The sequence below is a fragment of the Pseudomonas nitroreducens genome, from assembly GCF_010994165.1.
Taxonomy (GTDB): Bacteria; Pseudomonadota; Gammaproteobacteria; order Pseudomonadales; family Pseudomonadaceae; genus Pseudomonas; species Pseudomonas nitroreducens.
Genome location: NZ_WMBX01000004.1, coordinates 499,335 through 515,215, shown reverse-complemented (window position 1 = coordinate 515,215; position 15,881 = coordinate 499,335). Strand labels below are relative to the sequence as shown.

Here is a 15,881-nt window from a genome sequence, read left to right as displayed (position 1 = left end):
CGGATACCACCTGCGTGAACGCGTGCTCGCGTCGGCGTTCGTTCAATCGGTGGCGAACTCGCATTTGTCCCGCCCGCTGCGCTTGGCGTCCAGCAGGGCGGCGTCGGCCCGGCTCAGGGTCTGGGAATAGCTTTCGCCCGGATGATGCTCGGCGACGCCGAAGCTGGCGGTCACGGACAGGGCATTGGTGCCCACGCGCACGGCGAGGCAGCGGATGTCGTTGCGCACGCGCTCGATGATCGCGGCGGCGTCGGTGAGGCGAGTATCCGGCAGGATCAGCAGGAACTCCTCGCCGCCCCAGCGGCCGCAGAGGTCGTACTGGCGCAGGGCGGACTCCATGGCGCGGCCGATTTCCACCAGCACGCGGTCGCCGACTTCGTGGCCCCAGGTGTCGTTGACCTGCTTGAAGCGATCGACGTCGAGCATGGCCAGCACGTAGGACTCGCCGTGGCGCTGGGCGCGCTCGCTTTCCTCGCGCAGGCGCTCCATCAGCAGTCGGCGGTTGGCGATGCCGGTGAGGGTGTCGTGGGTCGAGGCTTCCTTCAGCGCGACGTTGAGGTCGCGCATCATGTCCTGGTAGCGGTCGGAGATGCGCGCGACCTTTTCCAGCTGGCGCAGTTGCTTGTGGTAGCGCTCGGACAGTGTGCTGTTCTGCTGCCGGGCCATGGACTGGAAGCCGTCGGAAATCCGCGCGATGCGCTCCAGGCGCGCGAGCTGGTCGAGGGACTGCTGGTGCTTCTGGTACAGGGCCTCGCGCAGGGGGTGCCCTTCGTACTGTGGGTCGGCCAGCAGGTCTTCGATCAGCAGGTCCAGCTCGCGCTCGCTAGTCATGGCACTTACTCGTCGTAGGCTTGGATGACGAACGGGAAGGTACAGTCCTCGCGGAATTCCTCGGCCAGTTCGGCGACGCGTTCGTTGCGTCGGTCATAGTGCCATGCCACGCGGGTGGTGCGGCCCTGGCCGTGGGCTTCTTCGAGCAGGTCGAAGATGTCCATCATGGCCTTGATCGAGCTGGTGTTGAGGTACAGCAGGCGCAGGTCGAGTTCCAGCGGGCGCTGTTCCTGGGTGAGGAAGCGCTCGACCCATTCGATGACCTGGCCGAACAGCTCATAGGAGTTCTCCGGGTAGGAGTCGCCCTGCATCGCGAGGATGCCGGCCTGCCAGTCGCCGTGGATCTGTGGGGTGGATTGGGTGCCGTTGACGTGGAGATCGCTCATATCGGGTCTTCCTGAATTTCGCAGATCAGATCACGGCGCGCAGGCTGAAGAAGGCGCGGCCGTCGGGTTGTTCGGTGAGTGAGGTCTTCAGTGGCGCGCTGGACTTGCGGGCAATGTCCAGCAGGCCCAGGCCGGCGCCGGTGGAGGCTTCGGCGTCGCGCGGGCGGCGCAGCTGTTCCTTGTAGGCGGCCTTGAGCTGGGCCTTGTCCAGCCCGGCGATGGCCTCGATGCTGCGTACCAGGCCCTGGCCGTCGGCCAGCTCCACCAGGTTGCCGGCGGAGACCACGTAGTGGCCTTCGTCGTCGCGGGCAATGGCCACGGTGGCCGAGGCTTCCTGGTCGTTGTAGCCGCGCAGGGAGGCGTAGTGGCGGATGTTCTGGGTCATCTCGATGTAGACGGCGAACACGTCCATCGCTTCGCTGGGGTGGGCCTGCTCGGCCTGCATGTAGTTGCGCAGCGCGTGGCCGATCTCCTCGATCAGGCTGCGCGAGATGGGCCCGTTGAAGCAGAGCAATATGCGTTGCCGGGTGTAGCTCTCGCGCATGGCCAACAGATCTAGCGATTCCATGGATTAACCCCTAGTCGAAGCGGAAAGAGAGAATGGTGATGTCGTCGCGCTGCGGCTGCTCGCCTTGATACTGGGCGAGGGTAGCGGCGAATACGTCGGCCTGCTCTGCCAATGGTCGGCGGGCGTGGTTGCGCAGCAGGGCGGCGAAGCGGCTGTTGCCGAAGCCGAAGCCGTGCTCGCCGCCGGCCTGGTCGAGGAAGCCGTCGGTGCACAGGTAATAGGTCCAGCCGGCTTCCATCGGGATTTCCACGTCCTGATAGTCGCCCTGGCGCTTGTCGCCGATGGCGCGGCGCGCGCCCTTGTATTCGCGCACGTCGTTGCCGTCGCTGGCGAACAGGGAAATCTTCGCCCCGGAGAAATGCAGCAGTTTGCTCTGGTGGTCGACACGCACCAGGCCTGCGTCCATGTTGGTGGCCAGCGAGTGAGTGAACTCCTCCTGCCCGAGCATGCCGCGCATCACGTGGTCGGTTTCATGCAGGATGGCGGCCGGATCGTGGCTTTTTACGCTGTCGATGGCGTGGTCGATGGCGGCCAGGGCGAGCATGGTCATCAGCGCGCCGGGCACGCCGTGGCCAGCGCAGTCCACCACGCCGATCAGGCTGTCCACTGGGCCTTCGCGATAGATGTAGAAGTCGCCACCGACCACGTCGCGCGGCTTCCACAGGACGAAGTGGTGCTCGCCCAGGGACGCCTTCAGCTGGCGGTCGGGGAGGATGGCGCGCTGGATCAGGCTGGCGTAGTCGATGGAGTCGCCGATCTTCTTCTGTGCGGCGGCCATCTCGCGGTTAGCCTTTTCCAGCGCCTGGGTGCGCTGCTGGACCTTGTCTTCCAGCTCCTCGGTGTGCCGGCGGACCTGGTCGGCCATGCTGGCGAAGGCGCTGGAAAGCTCGCCGATCTCGTCCGGGCGGGTGCGCGGCAGCGGGCTGTCGTACTGCCCGGCGGCAATCGCCTTGGCCGACTGCTTGAGGCCGCGCAGCGGGCGCAGCACCAGCAGGTCGACGGTGTAGGCGAAGCCGATCAGCAGGATCGCCAGCAACCCGGCGAGGGTGCCCACCAGCGGCCAGATCCAGCGGCTGTCGAGCACCTGGGCGGCGTGCAGGTCGATGGCGCTGAGCACGTGCCAGCGCAGCTGCGGGATGTAGGCGGTGGCGATCAGCTGTTCCTTGCCGTCGATGGTGCCCCACATGGTTTCCACTTCGCCGGGGTTGGCCTCGGCCTGGCGCAGGGTCTGGCGCAGGGCGGTGCGCTCCTGGTCATTGCCCAGCAGGTCGAACACGTGGTGCTTGGCCTGGCCACTGGAGCCGGAGGAATAGGCGATCAGCCTGGTGTCCGGGTGCGCCTGGATGGCGCCGTCCGGGTCGACGATCATGGGTGTTACCCCGGCCTCGCGGCGGGAGATGAACTGGTCGAGGAATTCGGTAAGGTCCAGGCCGCCACCGGCCAGGCCGACCTTCTCGTTGCCGGCGCGTACGACCATGTTGAACCAGACCTTGGTGACCTTCAGCTTGGCGTCGTAGTTGACGTTGATGTTGTAGGTCTCGTCGCGGGCGAGGGTATCGAAGTACCAGCGGTCCTGCGGGTCGGTGTCGCTCAGGGTGTAGCGCGGGGAGTTGGAGAGCGGCGAGCTGGAGTCGTTGAAGTAGTAGTGGCGCGAGGAGTCCACCACGACGAAATAGGAATAGTTGTGCTGGTCGGCGCGGAAGCCTTCGGCCTCGCGGAAGAACAGCGAGCGGCGCGCCGGGTCGTTTTCGGCCAGCAGCCAGTCCTGGGTCACCACCGATTCGGCCAGGCGCCGCGACAGCGCCAGTTCGCGGATTACCGGTGCGATGATCTTCTGCTGGTTGAGCAGCGTGAAGTTTCTCGCGAAGGCGAGGCCGAAATGCGTGCGGATGTCTTCCATGGCCTTCCAGCCCAGCATCACCGCCGGTACCAGCGCCAGGAGACAGGCGATGAGCAATGCCACCACCGATTTGCCGCGCAACCCCCATCTTGCCGCCATGGCTATCTCATATCCCCGTGTCGCCCGCCGTGTGCCGGTCTTTTGGCGAAAGCTCAATTGTGCATTTTGTATACGGGCACAATCAAACCAAATTGATATCGGATCGCCATATAATTGGCGCCGGTCAATTGGCCCGAGTCTAGACCCTGTGTGAAAAGTCGCGCAGCTGTACCGGATGATTCCCTCATAACTAGACGCGGTTCCCACTTCCGCTCTGTCGCGCCTGTTGTAGGAGAGACCCGGCGATGCGCTCCAGCGGCAGGACTTCCTTGGCGGCGCCCAGTTCCACTGCCTCGCGGGGCATGCCGTAGACCACGCAGGTGGCCTCGTCCTGGGCGACGGTGTGGCCGCCGGCTTGGCGGATCGCCTGCAAGCCGCGGGCCCCATCCTTGCCCATGCCGGTGAGCAGGGCAGCGATGAGGTTGCGCCCGGCACAGCGGGCGAGGGAGTTGAACATTACATCCACCGCCGGCCGGTGGCCGTTCACCGCCGCCTCGCGGTGCAGGCGCACCACGTAGTTGGCACCGCTGCGCTGCACTTCCATGTGGTAATCGCCAGGGGCGAGCAGCACGTGGCCGGGGAGGATGCGGTCGCCATCGCGGGCCTCGCGCACGGACAAGCGCGTCTGACGGTCCAGTCGCTCGGCGTAGGACTTGGTGAAGCCTGGCGGCATGTGCAGGGTCACGACGGTGCCGGGGCAGTCCGGCGGCAAGCCGAGCAGGACTTCCTTGATGGCCTCGGTACCGCCGGTGGAGGCGCCGATGGCAAAAATCTTCTCGGTGCTCAGCAGCGGCGCGCTGCTCGTTGCCGGTGCACCCGCGACGGTGGCGGGGCGGGCGCGGGGCAGCCGGGCGCGGGCGGCGGCCTTGAGCTTGGCGCAGATTTCCTCGGCATAGGCCTGCATGCCTTCGGCGATGCCCAGGCGCGGCTTGGCGATGAAGTCGATGGCGCCCAACTCCAGGGCGCGCAGGGTGGCTTCGGAACCCTTCTCGGTCAGCGAGGAGATCATCAGCACCGGCGTCGGTCGGCCTTTCATCAGCTTGTCGAGGAAAGTCAGGCCGTCCATGCGCGGCATTTCCACGTCGAGGGTGATGACGTGCGGCGCGTGCTGCTTGATCAGGTCGCGGGCAACGAAGGCGTCGGGCGCGGCGCCCACCAACTGCAGTTCCGGGTCGTTCTGGATGATGTCCTTGAGCAGGCTGCGAATCAGCGCCGAGTCGTCGACGATCAGCACCTTGACGGTCATCGGGCGTCCCTCCGTTCAGAACAGGTCAATGCTCCCGCCGCGCTCCCGGCGGGACAGTTGCTGGCAGTACTGCCGCTCGCGTTGCAGCACCGTATCGTTGGCCAGGGTGCGCAGCTTGCGCACCAGCACCCGGCCGCTGCCGGGAAAGAAGTAGACCTTGCGCGGGTGCACGTCGAGCAAGTCCTGGGCGGCCAGCGGGATGCCTTCGTTGTCCAGGTAGTCGAGGACGAATTCGACGTTGCGCTGGCCGACGTCGGCACTGAGATTCTTCAACACCGAGCCACCGCCGAACACCTTGGCCTCGAAGTGCCGGCGCTGGCCGCCGCGACGCATCAGGCCGTTGATCAGCAGGTCCATGGCGTGCACGCCGTAGCGCCCGGAGTTGGACAGCAGGCCCTGCACGCCGGTGTCGCCGGGCAGCATGAAGTGGTTCATGCCGCCCAGCCCGCTGCTGCGGTCGCGCAGGCAGACCGAGACACAGGAGCCGAGCACGGTGACCAGCATCAGTGGCTCGGCGGTGACGTAGCACTCGCCGGGCAGCAGCTTCACCGCTTCCATGCCGAAGCGCGGGTCGTAGTAGCGATTGGGTTGGTCGAGGGCGGCGCCCATCAATGGCTCCCCACCGCCTGGTAGGTTGTGCGCCCTACCGAGCGGACCAGGTGGCTGGCGTGGACGAAGTTTTCCGAGTGCCCGGCGAAGAACAGCCCGCCCGGCCGCAGCAGGCGCACCATGCGTTCGAGCAGGCGGGTCTGGGTCGGCTTGTCGAAATAGATCATCACGTTGCGGCAGAAGATTGCGTCCAGGTTGCCGGGGATACCCCAGTCGCGGTCCAGCAGATTGATCTGCCGGTAATCGATCATCTGCCGCAGCTCGCGCACCACCCGCGCCTTGCCGGCGTTGCCGCCGGTGCCGCGGAGGAAGAAGCGCTTTTTCTGCGCAGGACTCAGCGCCTCGATGCGCTCCAGCGGATAGATGCCCTGGCGCGCCTGGCCGAGTACGCCGGTATCGATGTCCGAGGCGATCAGCTCGATGGGCGGGGCGAAGCTGCCCAGTGCGTCCACCAGGGTCATGGCCATGGAGTAGGGCTCCTCGCCGGTGCTCGAGGCGGTGGACCAGAAGCGCAGCGGCTGGTGGTCGCCCAGCTGCTCGGCGGCGAAGCGCCCCAGGTGGTCGAAATGATGCTTCTCGCGGAAGAAGGCGGTGAGGTTGGTGGTCAGTGCGTTAACGAACTGCTGCCACTCTTCCTCATGGCTTTCCAGGTAGGCGAAGTACTCGGCGAAGCTGCCCAGGCGCAGGCTGCGCAGGCGTCGCGAGAGGCGGCTGTAGACCAGCTGCTGCTTGTTCTCCGAGAGGCTGATGCCGGCGTGCCGGTACAAGCGCTCGCGCACCTGCTGGAAGTCCCGGCGGGTGTAGTGGAATTCGTGCTCGGGGGCGGGCAGGTGGATGGGCATTGGTGGGTCTCACTGCGTGGACGGATTGCCGAGGCGCATGACCCGGAATGGGTGATTGGCCGCGATGGCGGATAACGCCTTTGGCGTTATCCGCCCTGCTTCGTTGGATCGGGAAGGTTCTGTGCTGGACGTTTCCCTCACCCCAGCCCTCTCCCAGGGGGAGAGGGGGCCGTTCGGTGTCTCCGGGTGTCGCGGTACTTCCAGCCATGCCTATCAGTCCCCTCTCCCTTTGGGAGAGGGTTAGGGTGAGGGGCTTTTGGCACCCACACCAGCAACCATCGCCTGACCATCCCTGGCCCGCGCGCGGCAGCCGACCCTCCCATTGCTCCGGCCGCCGCCATCCTTCAGCCCCGCCCGATCAGAACTCTTCCCAGTCGTCTTCCTTGCCCTTGGCGCGTACCGCCTTGGCCACGCCGCGAGCGGCGCGCGAGGCGTGCGCCACCGGCTCGGCGCGGGCCGGGCGGGCGGAGGCCAGCGGCACCACGGTGGCCGCGATGGATTCGAGCTTGAACACCCCGACCTGCTGGTTGAGCATGCCGGCCTGCTCCTGCAGGGCCTCGGCCGAGGCGGCGGCTTCTTCCACCAGCGCGGCGTTCTGCTGGGTCATTTCGTCCATCTGCGACACGGCGCCGTTCACCTCCTCGATGCCGCTGCTCTGCTCAGCGCTGGCGGCGGCGATCTCCGCCATGATGTCGGTGACGCGCTTGATCGCCACCACGATGTCGCTCATGGTCTGGCCGGCCTGGGCGACCAGGGTGTTGCCGCTCTCGACCTTGTCCACCGAGTCGTTGATCAGCGTCTTGATCTCCTTGGCGGCGGCGGCGGAGCGCTGCGCCAGGGTGCGCACTTCACCGGCCACCACGGCGAAGCCGCGGCCCTGCTCGCCGGCGCGGGCGGCTTCCACCGCGGCGTTGAGCGCGAGGATGTTGGTCTGGAAGGCGATGCCGTCGATCACCCCGATGATGTCGGCGATCTTGCGCGCCGAGTCGTTGATGGCCGACATGGTGCCCACCACCTTCTGCACCACGCTGCCGCCCTCGGTGGCGACTTCGGAAGCGTTCACCGCCAGCGAATTGGCCTGGCGCGCGTTCTCGGCGTTGAGCTTCACCGTGCTGGTCAGCTCTTCCATGCTCGAGGCGGTCTCTTCCAGGCTGGAGGCCTGCTGCTCGGTGCGGGTGGAGAGTTCGGCGTTGCCGCTGGCGATCTCGCTGGCGGCGGTGTGGATGGTGTCGGCGGCTTCGCGGATCTGCCCGAGCATGCGCGACAGGCTCTGCGCGGTCTCGTTGGCGTAGTCCTTGAGCTCGCCGAAGGTGCCCTGGTAATCGGCGTCGATGCGCTGGGTCAGGTCGCCCTGGGCCAGGGCGCCGAGCACCCGGGTGACATCGCGCAGGCCCTTGTCGGCGGTGTCCACCAGGCTGTTCAGACCGGTGGCGATCTTCAGGAAGAAGCCCTCTTTGTTGGAGGCCTCGATGCGCTTGCTGAAGTCGCCGGCGACGGCGGCGTCCACCAGTTGCGAGACTTCCTGCTCGGCGCGGAACTCCTCGGTGCGGTCGGTCCATTGCACCGCCGAACCCAGGCGCTCGCCGGCATCGTTGAACACCGGCACCACGTCCAGGGCGAAGCGGCGGCCGCCCAGGCTCAGCTCGGCCTTATGCCGCGCGGTGAGGTGCGCGAGCATGCCGCGCTGGTGCGCCGGGTTCTTGTGGAACATGTCGATGTTGGCGCCCATCAGGCGGCTGGCGTTGAAGTTCGGCAGTTGCTTGCGGATGTCGGCCTCGGCATTGCCGAGCATCTCGGTGACGGTGCGGTTCATGTAGATGATGTCGAGATCGTTGTTGGCGATCATCACGTTGGCCGAGACGTTATCCAGCGCACTCTTGATCCGCGCGTTGTACTCGGCGGCATCGGCGTTGGCCTTGAGGCTGTCGCGCACGCCGTCGATGGCCTCGGTGATGATGGCTTTCTTGCCCGGCAGGCGGTCCATCTCCACCGAGTAGTCACCCTTGCCGTAGGCGGTCACGGTAGCAACCACCTTCATCTTCACCGCGATGTGCGCGGCGACCAGGTCGTTGATGCCCTTGGCGATGCGCGCCGGGCGGCCGGCGAACTTGTCCACCGGGATCACCTCGTCGATCCAGCCCAGCTCGTGCTGGCGCGTCATCTCCACCAGCCCGGCCTCCAGGGCTTCGGCCTGGGCCAGTTCAGTGCGCTGCTCGCGCAGGCTGCGCTGGACATTGCGCAGCCCGTCGTACAGGCGCTCGTAGCCGGCGGCCGGGGCTTCGCCGATGGCGACGTCGAGGTTGCCGTCGACCAGGCTGTGGAGGATGGCGGTGATGCGGTCGGCGCGTTGCTGCGCCACGGCGTGTGCGTTGAACAGACCCATGTTGTTTGTCCTCGGTCGCGATCAGGCGGCGGTTTCGTCGACCAGCGCCATCTCACGGCTGGTCATGAGTTTTTCGATGTCCACCAGGATGAGCATCCGCTCACCCGCGGTGGCCAGGCCCAGCAGGTACTCGGTGTCGAAGCTGGCGGCGAATTCCGGGCGCGGCTTGATTTCCTCGCCGGCCAGGGCGATCACGTCGGAGACCGAATCCACCACCGCGCCAACGATGCGCCGGCCGACGTTGAGGATGATCACCACGGTGAACTGGTCGTAGCTGATGTCGGCCAGGTTGAACTTGATGCGCAGGTCGACGATGGGAACGATGGCGCCGCGCAGGTTGATCACGCCCTTGATGAAGGCGGGGGCGTTGGCGATCGCCGTGACCTGGTCGTAGCCACGGATCTCCTGCACCCGCAGGATATCGATGGCGTATTCCTCGCGGCCCAGGGTGAAGGTCAGGTACTCCTGCACCGGGCTGCTTGCTGCGCTGGCTTCAGCTGCGCTCATGGGTGGGCTCTCCTTGTGCCGCCAGACGTGGCAGGGCATCGACATCGAGGATCAGGGCGACGCTGCCGTCACCCATGATGGTGGCGCCGGCGATCCCGTCGATCCGGCGGAAGTTCTGTTCCAGGCTCTTGATCACCACCTGCTGCTGGCCGACCAGTTCGTCCACCTGCAGGGCAAAGCTCTTGCCCTCGGATTCGAGGATCACCACGATCCCCTGCTCCGCCGGCATGGGCTCGGCGCCGATGCGCAGCAACTGGTTGAGGGAGAACAGCGGCAGGTATTCGCCGCGCACGCGGATCACCGTCGACTCCTCGCCGGCGAGGCCGCGCACATCGTCGGCGCGGGCCTGCAGCGATTCGACGATGTAGGTCAGCGGTACCACGTAGTTGACCTGCTCCACCGCGACGATCAGACCATCGAGGATGGCCAGGGTCAGCGGCAGACGGATGCTCATGCGGGTTCCCATGCCGGGCGCGGAGTCGATGTCGATCCGCCCGCCCATGGCCTGGATGTTGCGCCGCACCACGTCCATGCCCACGCCCCTGCCGGATAGCTCGGTGACCGCTTCGGCGGTGGAGAACCCCGGCATGAAGATCAATTGCCAGACGTCCGCGTCGCTCATCCCGTCGTGCACCGGCAGGCCCTTCTCGCGGGCTTTGGCGAGGATGCGTTCGCGGGACAGACCGCGGCCGTCATCGGAGATTTCCACCACCACGCTGCCGCCCTGGTGGCTGGCGGCGAGTTTCACCGAGCCCTGCGCCGGCTTGCCGGCCGCCAGGCGTTCGGCGGGCGTTTCGATGCCGTGGTCGATGCTGTTGCGCACGATGTGGGTGAGCGGGTCGCTGAGCTTTTCGATGACGCTCTTGTCCAGCTCGGTGTGCTCGCCCTGGAGGATCAGTTCGACCTGCTTGCCCAGGCGCGCGGAGGTGTCGTGCACCAGGCGCGGGAAGCGGCTGAAGATGAAGCTGATCGGCAGCATGCGGATCGACATCACCGATTCCTGCAGGTCGCGGGTGTTGTGTTCCAGCTGCGCCAGGGCCTGTTGCAGGCGCTCGAAGTGCGTCGGGTCGAGGTCTTCGCTGAGCTGGCTGAGCATGGCCTGGGTGATCACCAGCTCGCCCACCAGGTTGATCAGGCTGTCGATCTTCTCGACGCTGACGCGGATGGAGCTGGATTCACTGTCGCTGCGCGGCGCGGCGGCTGCTTTCGCCACGGTCGGTGCGGCTTTCGGCGCTTCGCTGGCGGCGGCTGGAGCGGCGGCGGGGGCGCCCGGTGCCTTGTCGAAGATGCCGTAGGGCTCGAGGGGGCTGGCGCCTGGCGCGCCGGGGGCGTCGTCGAAGAAACCGAAATCGTCGTCGCTGCTGGCGACCGCTGCGCTGGCGCCGGGCGTGCCGGGCGCATCGTCGAAGAAGCCGAAGTCCTCGTCGCTGGCGCCGGCTTCTGCCGCGACAGGAGTGTCTTCGAACAGGGCGGAGTGGTCATCGGTAGGTGCCGCGGCCGGTGCTGCCAGCCAGGCGCGCAGGCGCTCCACGGTGGCGGCGACGGGCACGTCCGGATCGGGTACCTGGCTGCGGTGTGCGTCGAGCAGGCGCTGCAATACGTCGCGGGCTTCGAGAAAGGCGCCGATCATGTCCACGTGCAGGGCAGTCTGCCCGCAACGGATGCGGTCGAGCAGCGTCTCCAGTTCGTGGGTCACGGCGGTCAGGTCGTCGAAGCCGAACATGCCGCTGGAGCCCTTGATCGAGTGCGCCGCACGGAAGATGCCATTGAGCGTCTCGGCGTCCGGCTGATCGAGGTCGAGCCCGATCAGCAGGAGTTCGAGCGTCGCCAGGTGTTCGTCGGTTTCCTCGAAGAAGACCTGGAGGAATTGCTCCATACCGGTAGCCATTCAGGGTTCCCCTAGGGCAGGACCTTGCGGGTCACTTCCAGCAGTTTCGGCGGGTCGAACGGCTTGACCAGCCAGCCGGTGGCGCCGGCGCTCTTGCCCTGCTGTTTCATGGCGTCGCTGGACTCGGTGGTGAGCATCAGGATCGGCGTGCTGCGGTAGCCGGCCATGTCGCGCAGGCTGCGGATCAGCGACAGGCCGTCCATGTTCGGCATGTTCTGGTCGGTGAAGACCAGTTGGTAGGACTTGCGCTGGGCTTTGCCCAGGCCGTCCTTGCCGTCCACGGCCTCGTCCACCTCGTAGCCGGCGGACTTGAGCGTGAAGCTCAGCATTTGCCGGATGGAGGCCGAGTCATCGACGATCAGAATCTGTTTTCCCATTGCGTTGATTCTCCTTGGGTGCAATGCGTTGCTTGTCGCCAGGCGCGCGGAACTCGCGCCATCCCGGCGCGCGGAAAGGGTGTGGGGCTCAGCCGATCAGGGCGAGGTTGGCCAGCCAGTGTTCGTTAAAGCGGGCAATGACGGACTGCAACATGGCGATGCCTCCTGGGCTCGGATCACGTCAAAACAGTTCCACTTCGCCAGCGCTGAGACTGGTCTGGGCGACCGGGTTGCTCAGGGGGCGACCGAGTTCGGCGACTTCGCCACGCAGGCACTCGCCCCACTCGCCGGGTTCGCGACCATCCAGCGCGCCGAGGCCGACGGCGAGGGCGCCGAGGCGCGCGCTGTGCTTGCCGACCTGGCCGAGCAGTTGGCTGCTCATGTCCTGGAACTGCAGGGCGGTGACCGCGGCGTTGACGCCGTCGCCCACTTCCAGGGAGATGCGGTCCAGCTCCTGCACTACCTTCACGGTGTGCTGATTCATGGCGTCGAGATCGTCGAGCATGTGCTGGATCTTCTGGCGTGAATCCAGGGCGAAGGTCATGTCCTTGTCGGCCAACTGGCTGATGGCGCCCTCGGCGTCCTTGATCTCGTGGTAGACCACGTCGACGTGCTCGCGGATGGCCTGGGAGAAGTGCGTGGAACGGGTGGACAACGCGCGTACCTCGTCGGCTACCACCGCGAAACCGCGGCCGCTTTCGCCGGCGCGGGCGGCTTCGATGGCGGCGTTGAGGGCCAGCAGGTTGGTCTGCTTGGCGATGGCGTCCATGTCCTGGGTGGATTGCAGGATCTCGGCGATCTTGTGCGTCACGCGGTCCATGCGCTCCACCAGTTGCTGTGAGGTGCGGCTGGTCTCCAGGGTGGCTTCGACGAACAGCCCGAGGGTTTCCTGGGTGGCGTGGATGAAACGCTGGAAATCGATGTCGCCGTCCATGTGCCCGCGGCCGTCGTAGCGCTCGATCAGCGAGTGGGACAGGCCGCGCTGGGTGTCGATGCGATCGGCGAGGGCGTGGAAGCTGTCGGTCAGTTGCCGGATCGCCTGGTGCAGGAGGCTGTCGATCTGGTGGGTATGGCCGTTGAGCTGGGCCAGGTGGCCTTCCACGGCTTCCTGCAGCGGGCGCCACTGAGGCAGCTCCTCGCTGTGCAGCTTGACTGCCTGCGCCTCGGCGGCGGCCTTGCCGGTGCCGCACAGCAGGCTGCTCAGCACCAGGCTGGAGATCCAGCCCACCGGCAGCATCCACCAGAACGGCACGCCGACCGCGCAGAGCACGGCGACCACCGCCCAGGGCAGGGTCTGGATGATGAGGCGCCGCGGCCAATCCTGGCCGGCTCCTTGAACCGCCAGAGGGTCCAACTGTGAATCGCGCATTGACGTGCACTCCATTGCCGGGCGCCGGTGACCGGGCCAAACGGCTGCTGACAACCTCTTGAGCAGGAATTCGGCCCGGCGATTTAAAACTAGAGTGCCAATGGGTGATGTCAAACTGACGGCATATTCCCGTCGCAAGGGATAGACCCTTGATCTAGAGGGGTTTTCACTGAATGACCGCTCATCGCGGCTGTTTGGATGGCGACGGGCGGTAGTGCGCAGCCCTTGTGTGGCGCGGGTTGTAGCGATTTTTCGATGACAAAACGTGCCGGCTGGAATGGCATCCGGAGCCACGTGATGGTCTTCGGTCAGGAAGCTTGTCGGCAGGCTGGGTAGAGCGGATTACAGGCGAGCCGATATTCGCTCGGGGCTTGCCCTCACCCCAACCCTCTCCCATAGGGAGAGGGGGCAGATTGTCCGGCTGACGCTGGAGGTTCTCCCTGCACCGAACGGTCCCCTCTCCCGCTTGCGGGAGAGGGTTAGGGTGAGGGGCTCCGCTCGTATGGGTGCGGAAGGTATTTACAGCGTACCGAGCAGCTTGCGCGCCGCCTGGGTGTGGTCGGCGATCAGGCGCTTGAGGTCGAGGCCTTCGACCTCACCGTCGACCACGCGCCAGGTGCCGCCGATCATGATCCGGTCGGCCTTGTCGGCGCCGCACAGCAGTAGCGCGGAGAGCGGGTCGTGGCTGCCGGAGAAGCGCAGTTCGTCGAGCTTGAACAGCGCCAGGTCCGCCTGCTTGCCCACGGCCAGCTCGCCGATGTCGCTGCGGCCGATGAGTTTCGCCGAACCGCGGGTGGCCCAGCCCAGCGCGCGCTCCGGGGTGATCTGCTCGGCGCCGTAGCGCAGGCGCTGGATGTACAGGGCCTGGCGGGCTTCGAGGATCATGTTGGAGGCGTCGTTGGAGGCCGAGCCGTCCACGCCGATGCCCACCGGCGCGCCGGCGGCTTCCAGCGCCACGGTCGGGCAGATGCCCGAGGCCAGGCGCATGTTCGAGCTGGGGCAGTGGCAGACGCCGGTGCCGGCGGCGCCCAGGCGCTGGATTTCCTCATCGTTGAAGTGGATGCCGTGGGCCAGCCAGGTGCGCGGGCCGAGCCAGCCGACGCTATCCAGGTAATCCACGGTGCGCTGGCCGAAGCGCTGCAGGCAGAAGTCCTCTTCGTCCAGGGTTTCGGCGAGGTGGGTGTGCAGGCGCACGTCTTCGCGCTCGGCCAGTTCGGCGCTGGCGCGCATGATTTCCGGGGTGACCGAGAAGGGCGAGCAGGGTGCCAGGGCGATCTGCACCTGGGCGCGTTCGCCGCGCTGGTGGTACTCGCGGATCAGCCGCTGGCTGTCGTCGAGGATGGCCTCGGCGCTCTGCACGGTCTGTTGCGGCGGCAGGCCGCCGTCGGCTTCGCCCAGGCTCATGGAGCCGCGGGTGAGCATGGCGCGCATGCCCAGTTCCTGGACCACGCCTGCCTGCACGTCGATGGCCTGCTCGAGACCGTCGGGGAACAGGTAGTGGTGGTCGGCGGCGGTGGTGCAGCCCGAGAGCAGCAGTTCGGCCAGGGCAACCTTGGTGGCCACGCCGAGCTGGTCAGGGGTCAGGCGCGCCCATACCGGGTAGAGCGTCTTCAGCCAGGGGAACAGAGGCTGGTTCACCACCGGCGCCCAGGCGCGGGTAAGGGTCTGGTAGAAGTGGTGGTGGGTGTTGATCAGGCCGGGCGTCAGCACGTGCTGGCTGGCGTCGAAGGTCTGCTGGATCGGGGCCGAAGGCTGCTGGCCGGCAGCGACCAGTTCGACGATGCGGCCGTCCTGGACGACGATGCCGCCACGGGCGTCCTGATCATTAGCGGTGAAGATGGCCAGCGGGTTGCGCAGCCAGAGACGCGGGGAAGACATGGATGAATTCTCCAAACGGACGGAGCCGTTCGTTCGAGCCGGCTCCATGGGTTCATGGGAAGCCAGCTCAGTGTTCACCCTGTCTGCTGATCCAGGTTCCCTCGCACCCTAGCGGTTCGCTGCGCGTCGGCCATGCGGCGTTGGCGATCGTCGAGAAATGCTCATTGACTGGAGTCAACTGCGCTTTCTCGCCAACCGCCGCCTTGCCTGGCTCTAGCTCGCAGAACCTGACATGGGGGTCAAGAGAACGCTCATAGTAACGGGCTCGAATGCCGTCGTCACCAGTCGATCGTCGTTCCCTGGTAGTCCAGGTAGAACTGGCCGCCGCGGCCGGCGTGGCTTTCGACCTGGTCGGCAAGGCCTTTCACGCTGGTCGGCACGTCCAGCGGCGCGGACTCGCCGCCCATGTCGGTGCGCACCCAGCCCGGATGCAGGTTGAGCACGGTGATGCCGGTTTCGTCCAGTTCGGCGACGAAGCTGCGGGTCAGCGAATTGAGCGCCGCCTTGCTCGCGCGGTACAGCGCCATGCCGCCGGATTCATTGCCGGCGACGCTGCCCAGTTCGGAGGTCATGAAGGCCAGCACGCCGTTGTCGCCGTCCAGGCGCGGCAGCAGGCGTTCGGCCAGGCGCAGCGGGGCGATGGCGTTGACCATGAACAGCTGGCCGACATCGGCGAGATTGGCGTCGATGGCCGACTGGTGCGGCGGGCCGTAGATGCCGGCGTTGATGTAGATGAGATCGAAGCGTGTGCCGGCCAGGGCTTCGGCGAGGCGGTCCTGGGAGTGCACGTCGTCCAGCAGCAGCGACTCGACGCGCACCGGCAGTGCGGCCAGTTCGCCGGGATGGGCGGCGTCGCGCACGGTGGCGGTGACGTCCCAGCCACGGTCCAGCAGCTCGCGCACCAGGCCCAGGCCCAGGCCGCGCGAGGCGCCGATGATCAAGGCGGATTTCGGGGTGGTCATGGCAGGCTCCTGTGGCGGGGGAAGGTTGCCCAGCAT

14 protein-coding genes are annotated in these 15,881 nt (G+C 66.6%); all 14 read right to left on the bottom strand.

Annotated features, from left to right (window positions below; genetic code table 11):
* Positions 1–42 precede the first annotated feature (42 nt).
* On the bottom strand, positions 43–831 hold the full coding sequence (gene siaD / locus GJV37_RS19975) for a biofilm regulation diguanylate cyclase SiaD (RefSeq protein WP_024766247.1): 789 nt from the start codon (positions 829–831) through the stop codon (positions 43–45).
* A 5-nt stretch (positions 832–836) separates the two neighbouring features.
* Complete coding sequence (gene siaC, locus GJV37_RS19970) at positions 837–1,217, bottom strand: biofilm regulation phosphoprotein SiaC (RefSeq protein ID WP_024766248.1); 381 nt, start codon at positions 1,215–1,217, stop codon at positions 837–839.
* A 25-nt stretch (positions 1,218–1,242) separates the two neighbouring features.
* Complete coding sequence (gene siaB, locus GJV37_RS19965) at positions 1,243–1,785, bottom strand: biofilm regulation protein kinase SiaB (protein WP_024766249.1); 543 nt, start codon at positions 1,783–1,785, stop codon at positions 1,243–1,245.
* A gap of 10 nt (positions 1,786–1,795) precedes the next feature.
* On the bottom strand, positions 1,796–3,784 hold the full coding sequence (siaA, locus tag GJV37_RS19960) for a biofilm regulation protein phosphatase SiaA (protein WP_024766250.1): 1,989 nt from the start codon (positions 3,782–3,784) through the stop codon (positions 1,796–1,798).
* Between the two features lie 190 nt (positions 3,785–3,974).
* On the bottom strand, positions 3,975–5,030 hold the full coding sequence (locus GJV37_RS19955; protein WP_169889239.1) for a protein-glutamate methylesterase/protein-glutamine glutaminase: 1,056 nt from the start codon (positions 5,028–5,030) through the stop codon (positions 3,975–3,977).
* 15 nt (positions 5,031–5,045) lie between these two features.
* Positions 5,046–5,639 carry a chemoreceptor glutamine deamidase CheD gene (cheD, locus tag GJV37_RS19950; RefSeq protein ID WP_024766251.1) on the bottom strand — a complete coding sequence of 198 codons (594 nt, stop codon included), beginning with the start codon at positions 5,637–5,639 and terminating at the stop codon, positions 5,046–5,048.
* Positions 5,639–6,481, bottom strand: a complete 843-nt coding sequence (locus GJV37_RS19945; protein WP_065086404.1) for a CheR family methyltransferase — start codon at positions 6,479–6,481, stop codon at positions 5,639–5,641. Before GJV37_RS19945 ends, cheD begins: the two co-directional genes overlap by 1 nt.
* Positions 6,482–6,839: 358 nt before the next feature.
* Positions 6,840–8,864 (bottom strand): methyl-accepting chemotaxis protein, encoded by a 2,025-nt coding sequence (locus tag GJV37_RS19940; RefSeq protein ID WP_038803469.1) that lies wholly within the window; start codon positions 8,862–8,864, stop codon positions 6,840–6,842.
* A 21-nt stretch (positions 8,865–8,885) separates the two neighbouring features.
* On the bottom strand, positions 8,886–9,371 hold the full coding sequence (locus tag GJV37_RS19935) for a chemotaxis protein CheW (RefSeq protein ID WP_037012409.1): 486 nt from the start codon (positions 9,369–9,371) through the stop codon (positions 8,886–8,888).
* Complete coding sequence (locus GJV37_RS19930; protein ID WP_170858103.1) at positions 9,358–11,259, bottom strand: chemotaxis protein CheA; 1,902 nt, start codon at positions 11,257–11,259, stop codon at positions 9,358–9,360. Before GJV37_RS19930 ends, GJV37_RS19935 begins: the two co-directional genes overlap by 14 nt.
* A gap of 11 nt (positions 11,260–11,270) precedes the next feature.
* On the bottom strand, positions 11,271–11,636 hold the full coding sequence (locus tag GJV37_RS19925; protein WP_024766255.1) for a response regulator: 366 nt from the start codon (positions 11,634–11,636) through the stop codon (positions 11,271–11,273).
* Between the two features lie 181 nt (positions 11,637–11,817).
* Entirely contained in the window at positions 11,818–12,570 is a 753-nt protein-coding gene (locus tag GJV37_RS29865; RefSeq protein WP_240967203.1) for a methyl-accepting chemotaxis protein, read from the bottom strand.
* Positions 12,571–13,524: 954 nt separating this feature from the next.
* Positions 13,525–14,883: an 8-oxoguanine deaminase gene (locus GJV37_RS19915; protein WP_193452877.1), complete on the bottom strand. Its 1,359-nt coding sequence runs from the start codon at positions 14,881–14,883 to the stop codon at positions 13,525–13,527.
* 278 nt (positions 14,884–15,161) lie between these two features.
* Positions 15,162–15,845 (bottom strand): SDR family oxidoreductase, encoded by a 684-nt coding sequence (locus tag GJV37_RS19910; RefSeq protein WP_170858101.1) that lies wholly within the window; start codon positions 15,843–15,845, stop codon positions 15,162–15,164.
* Positions 15,846–15,881 lie beyond the last annotated feature (36 nt).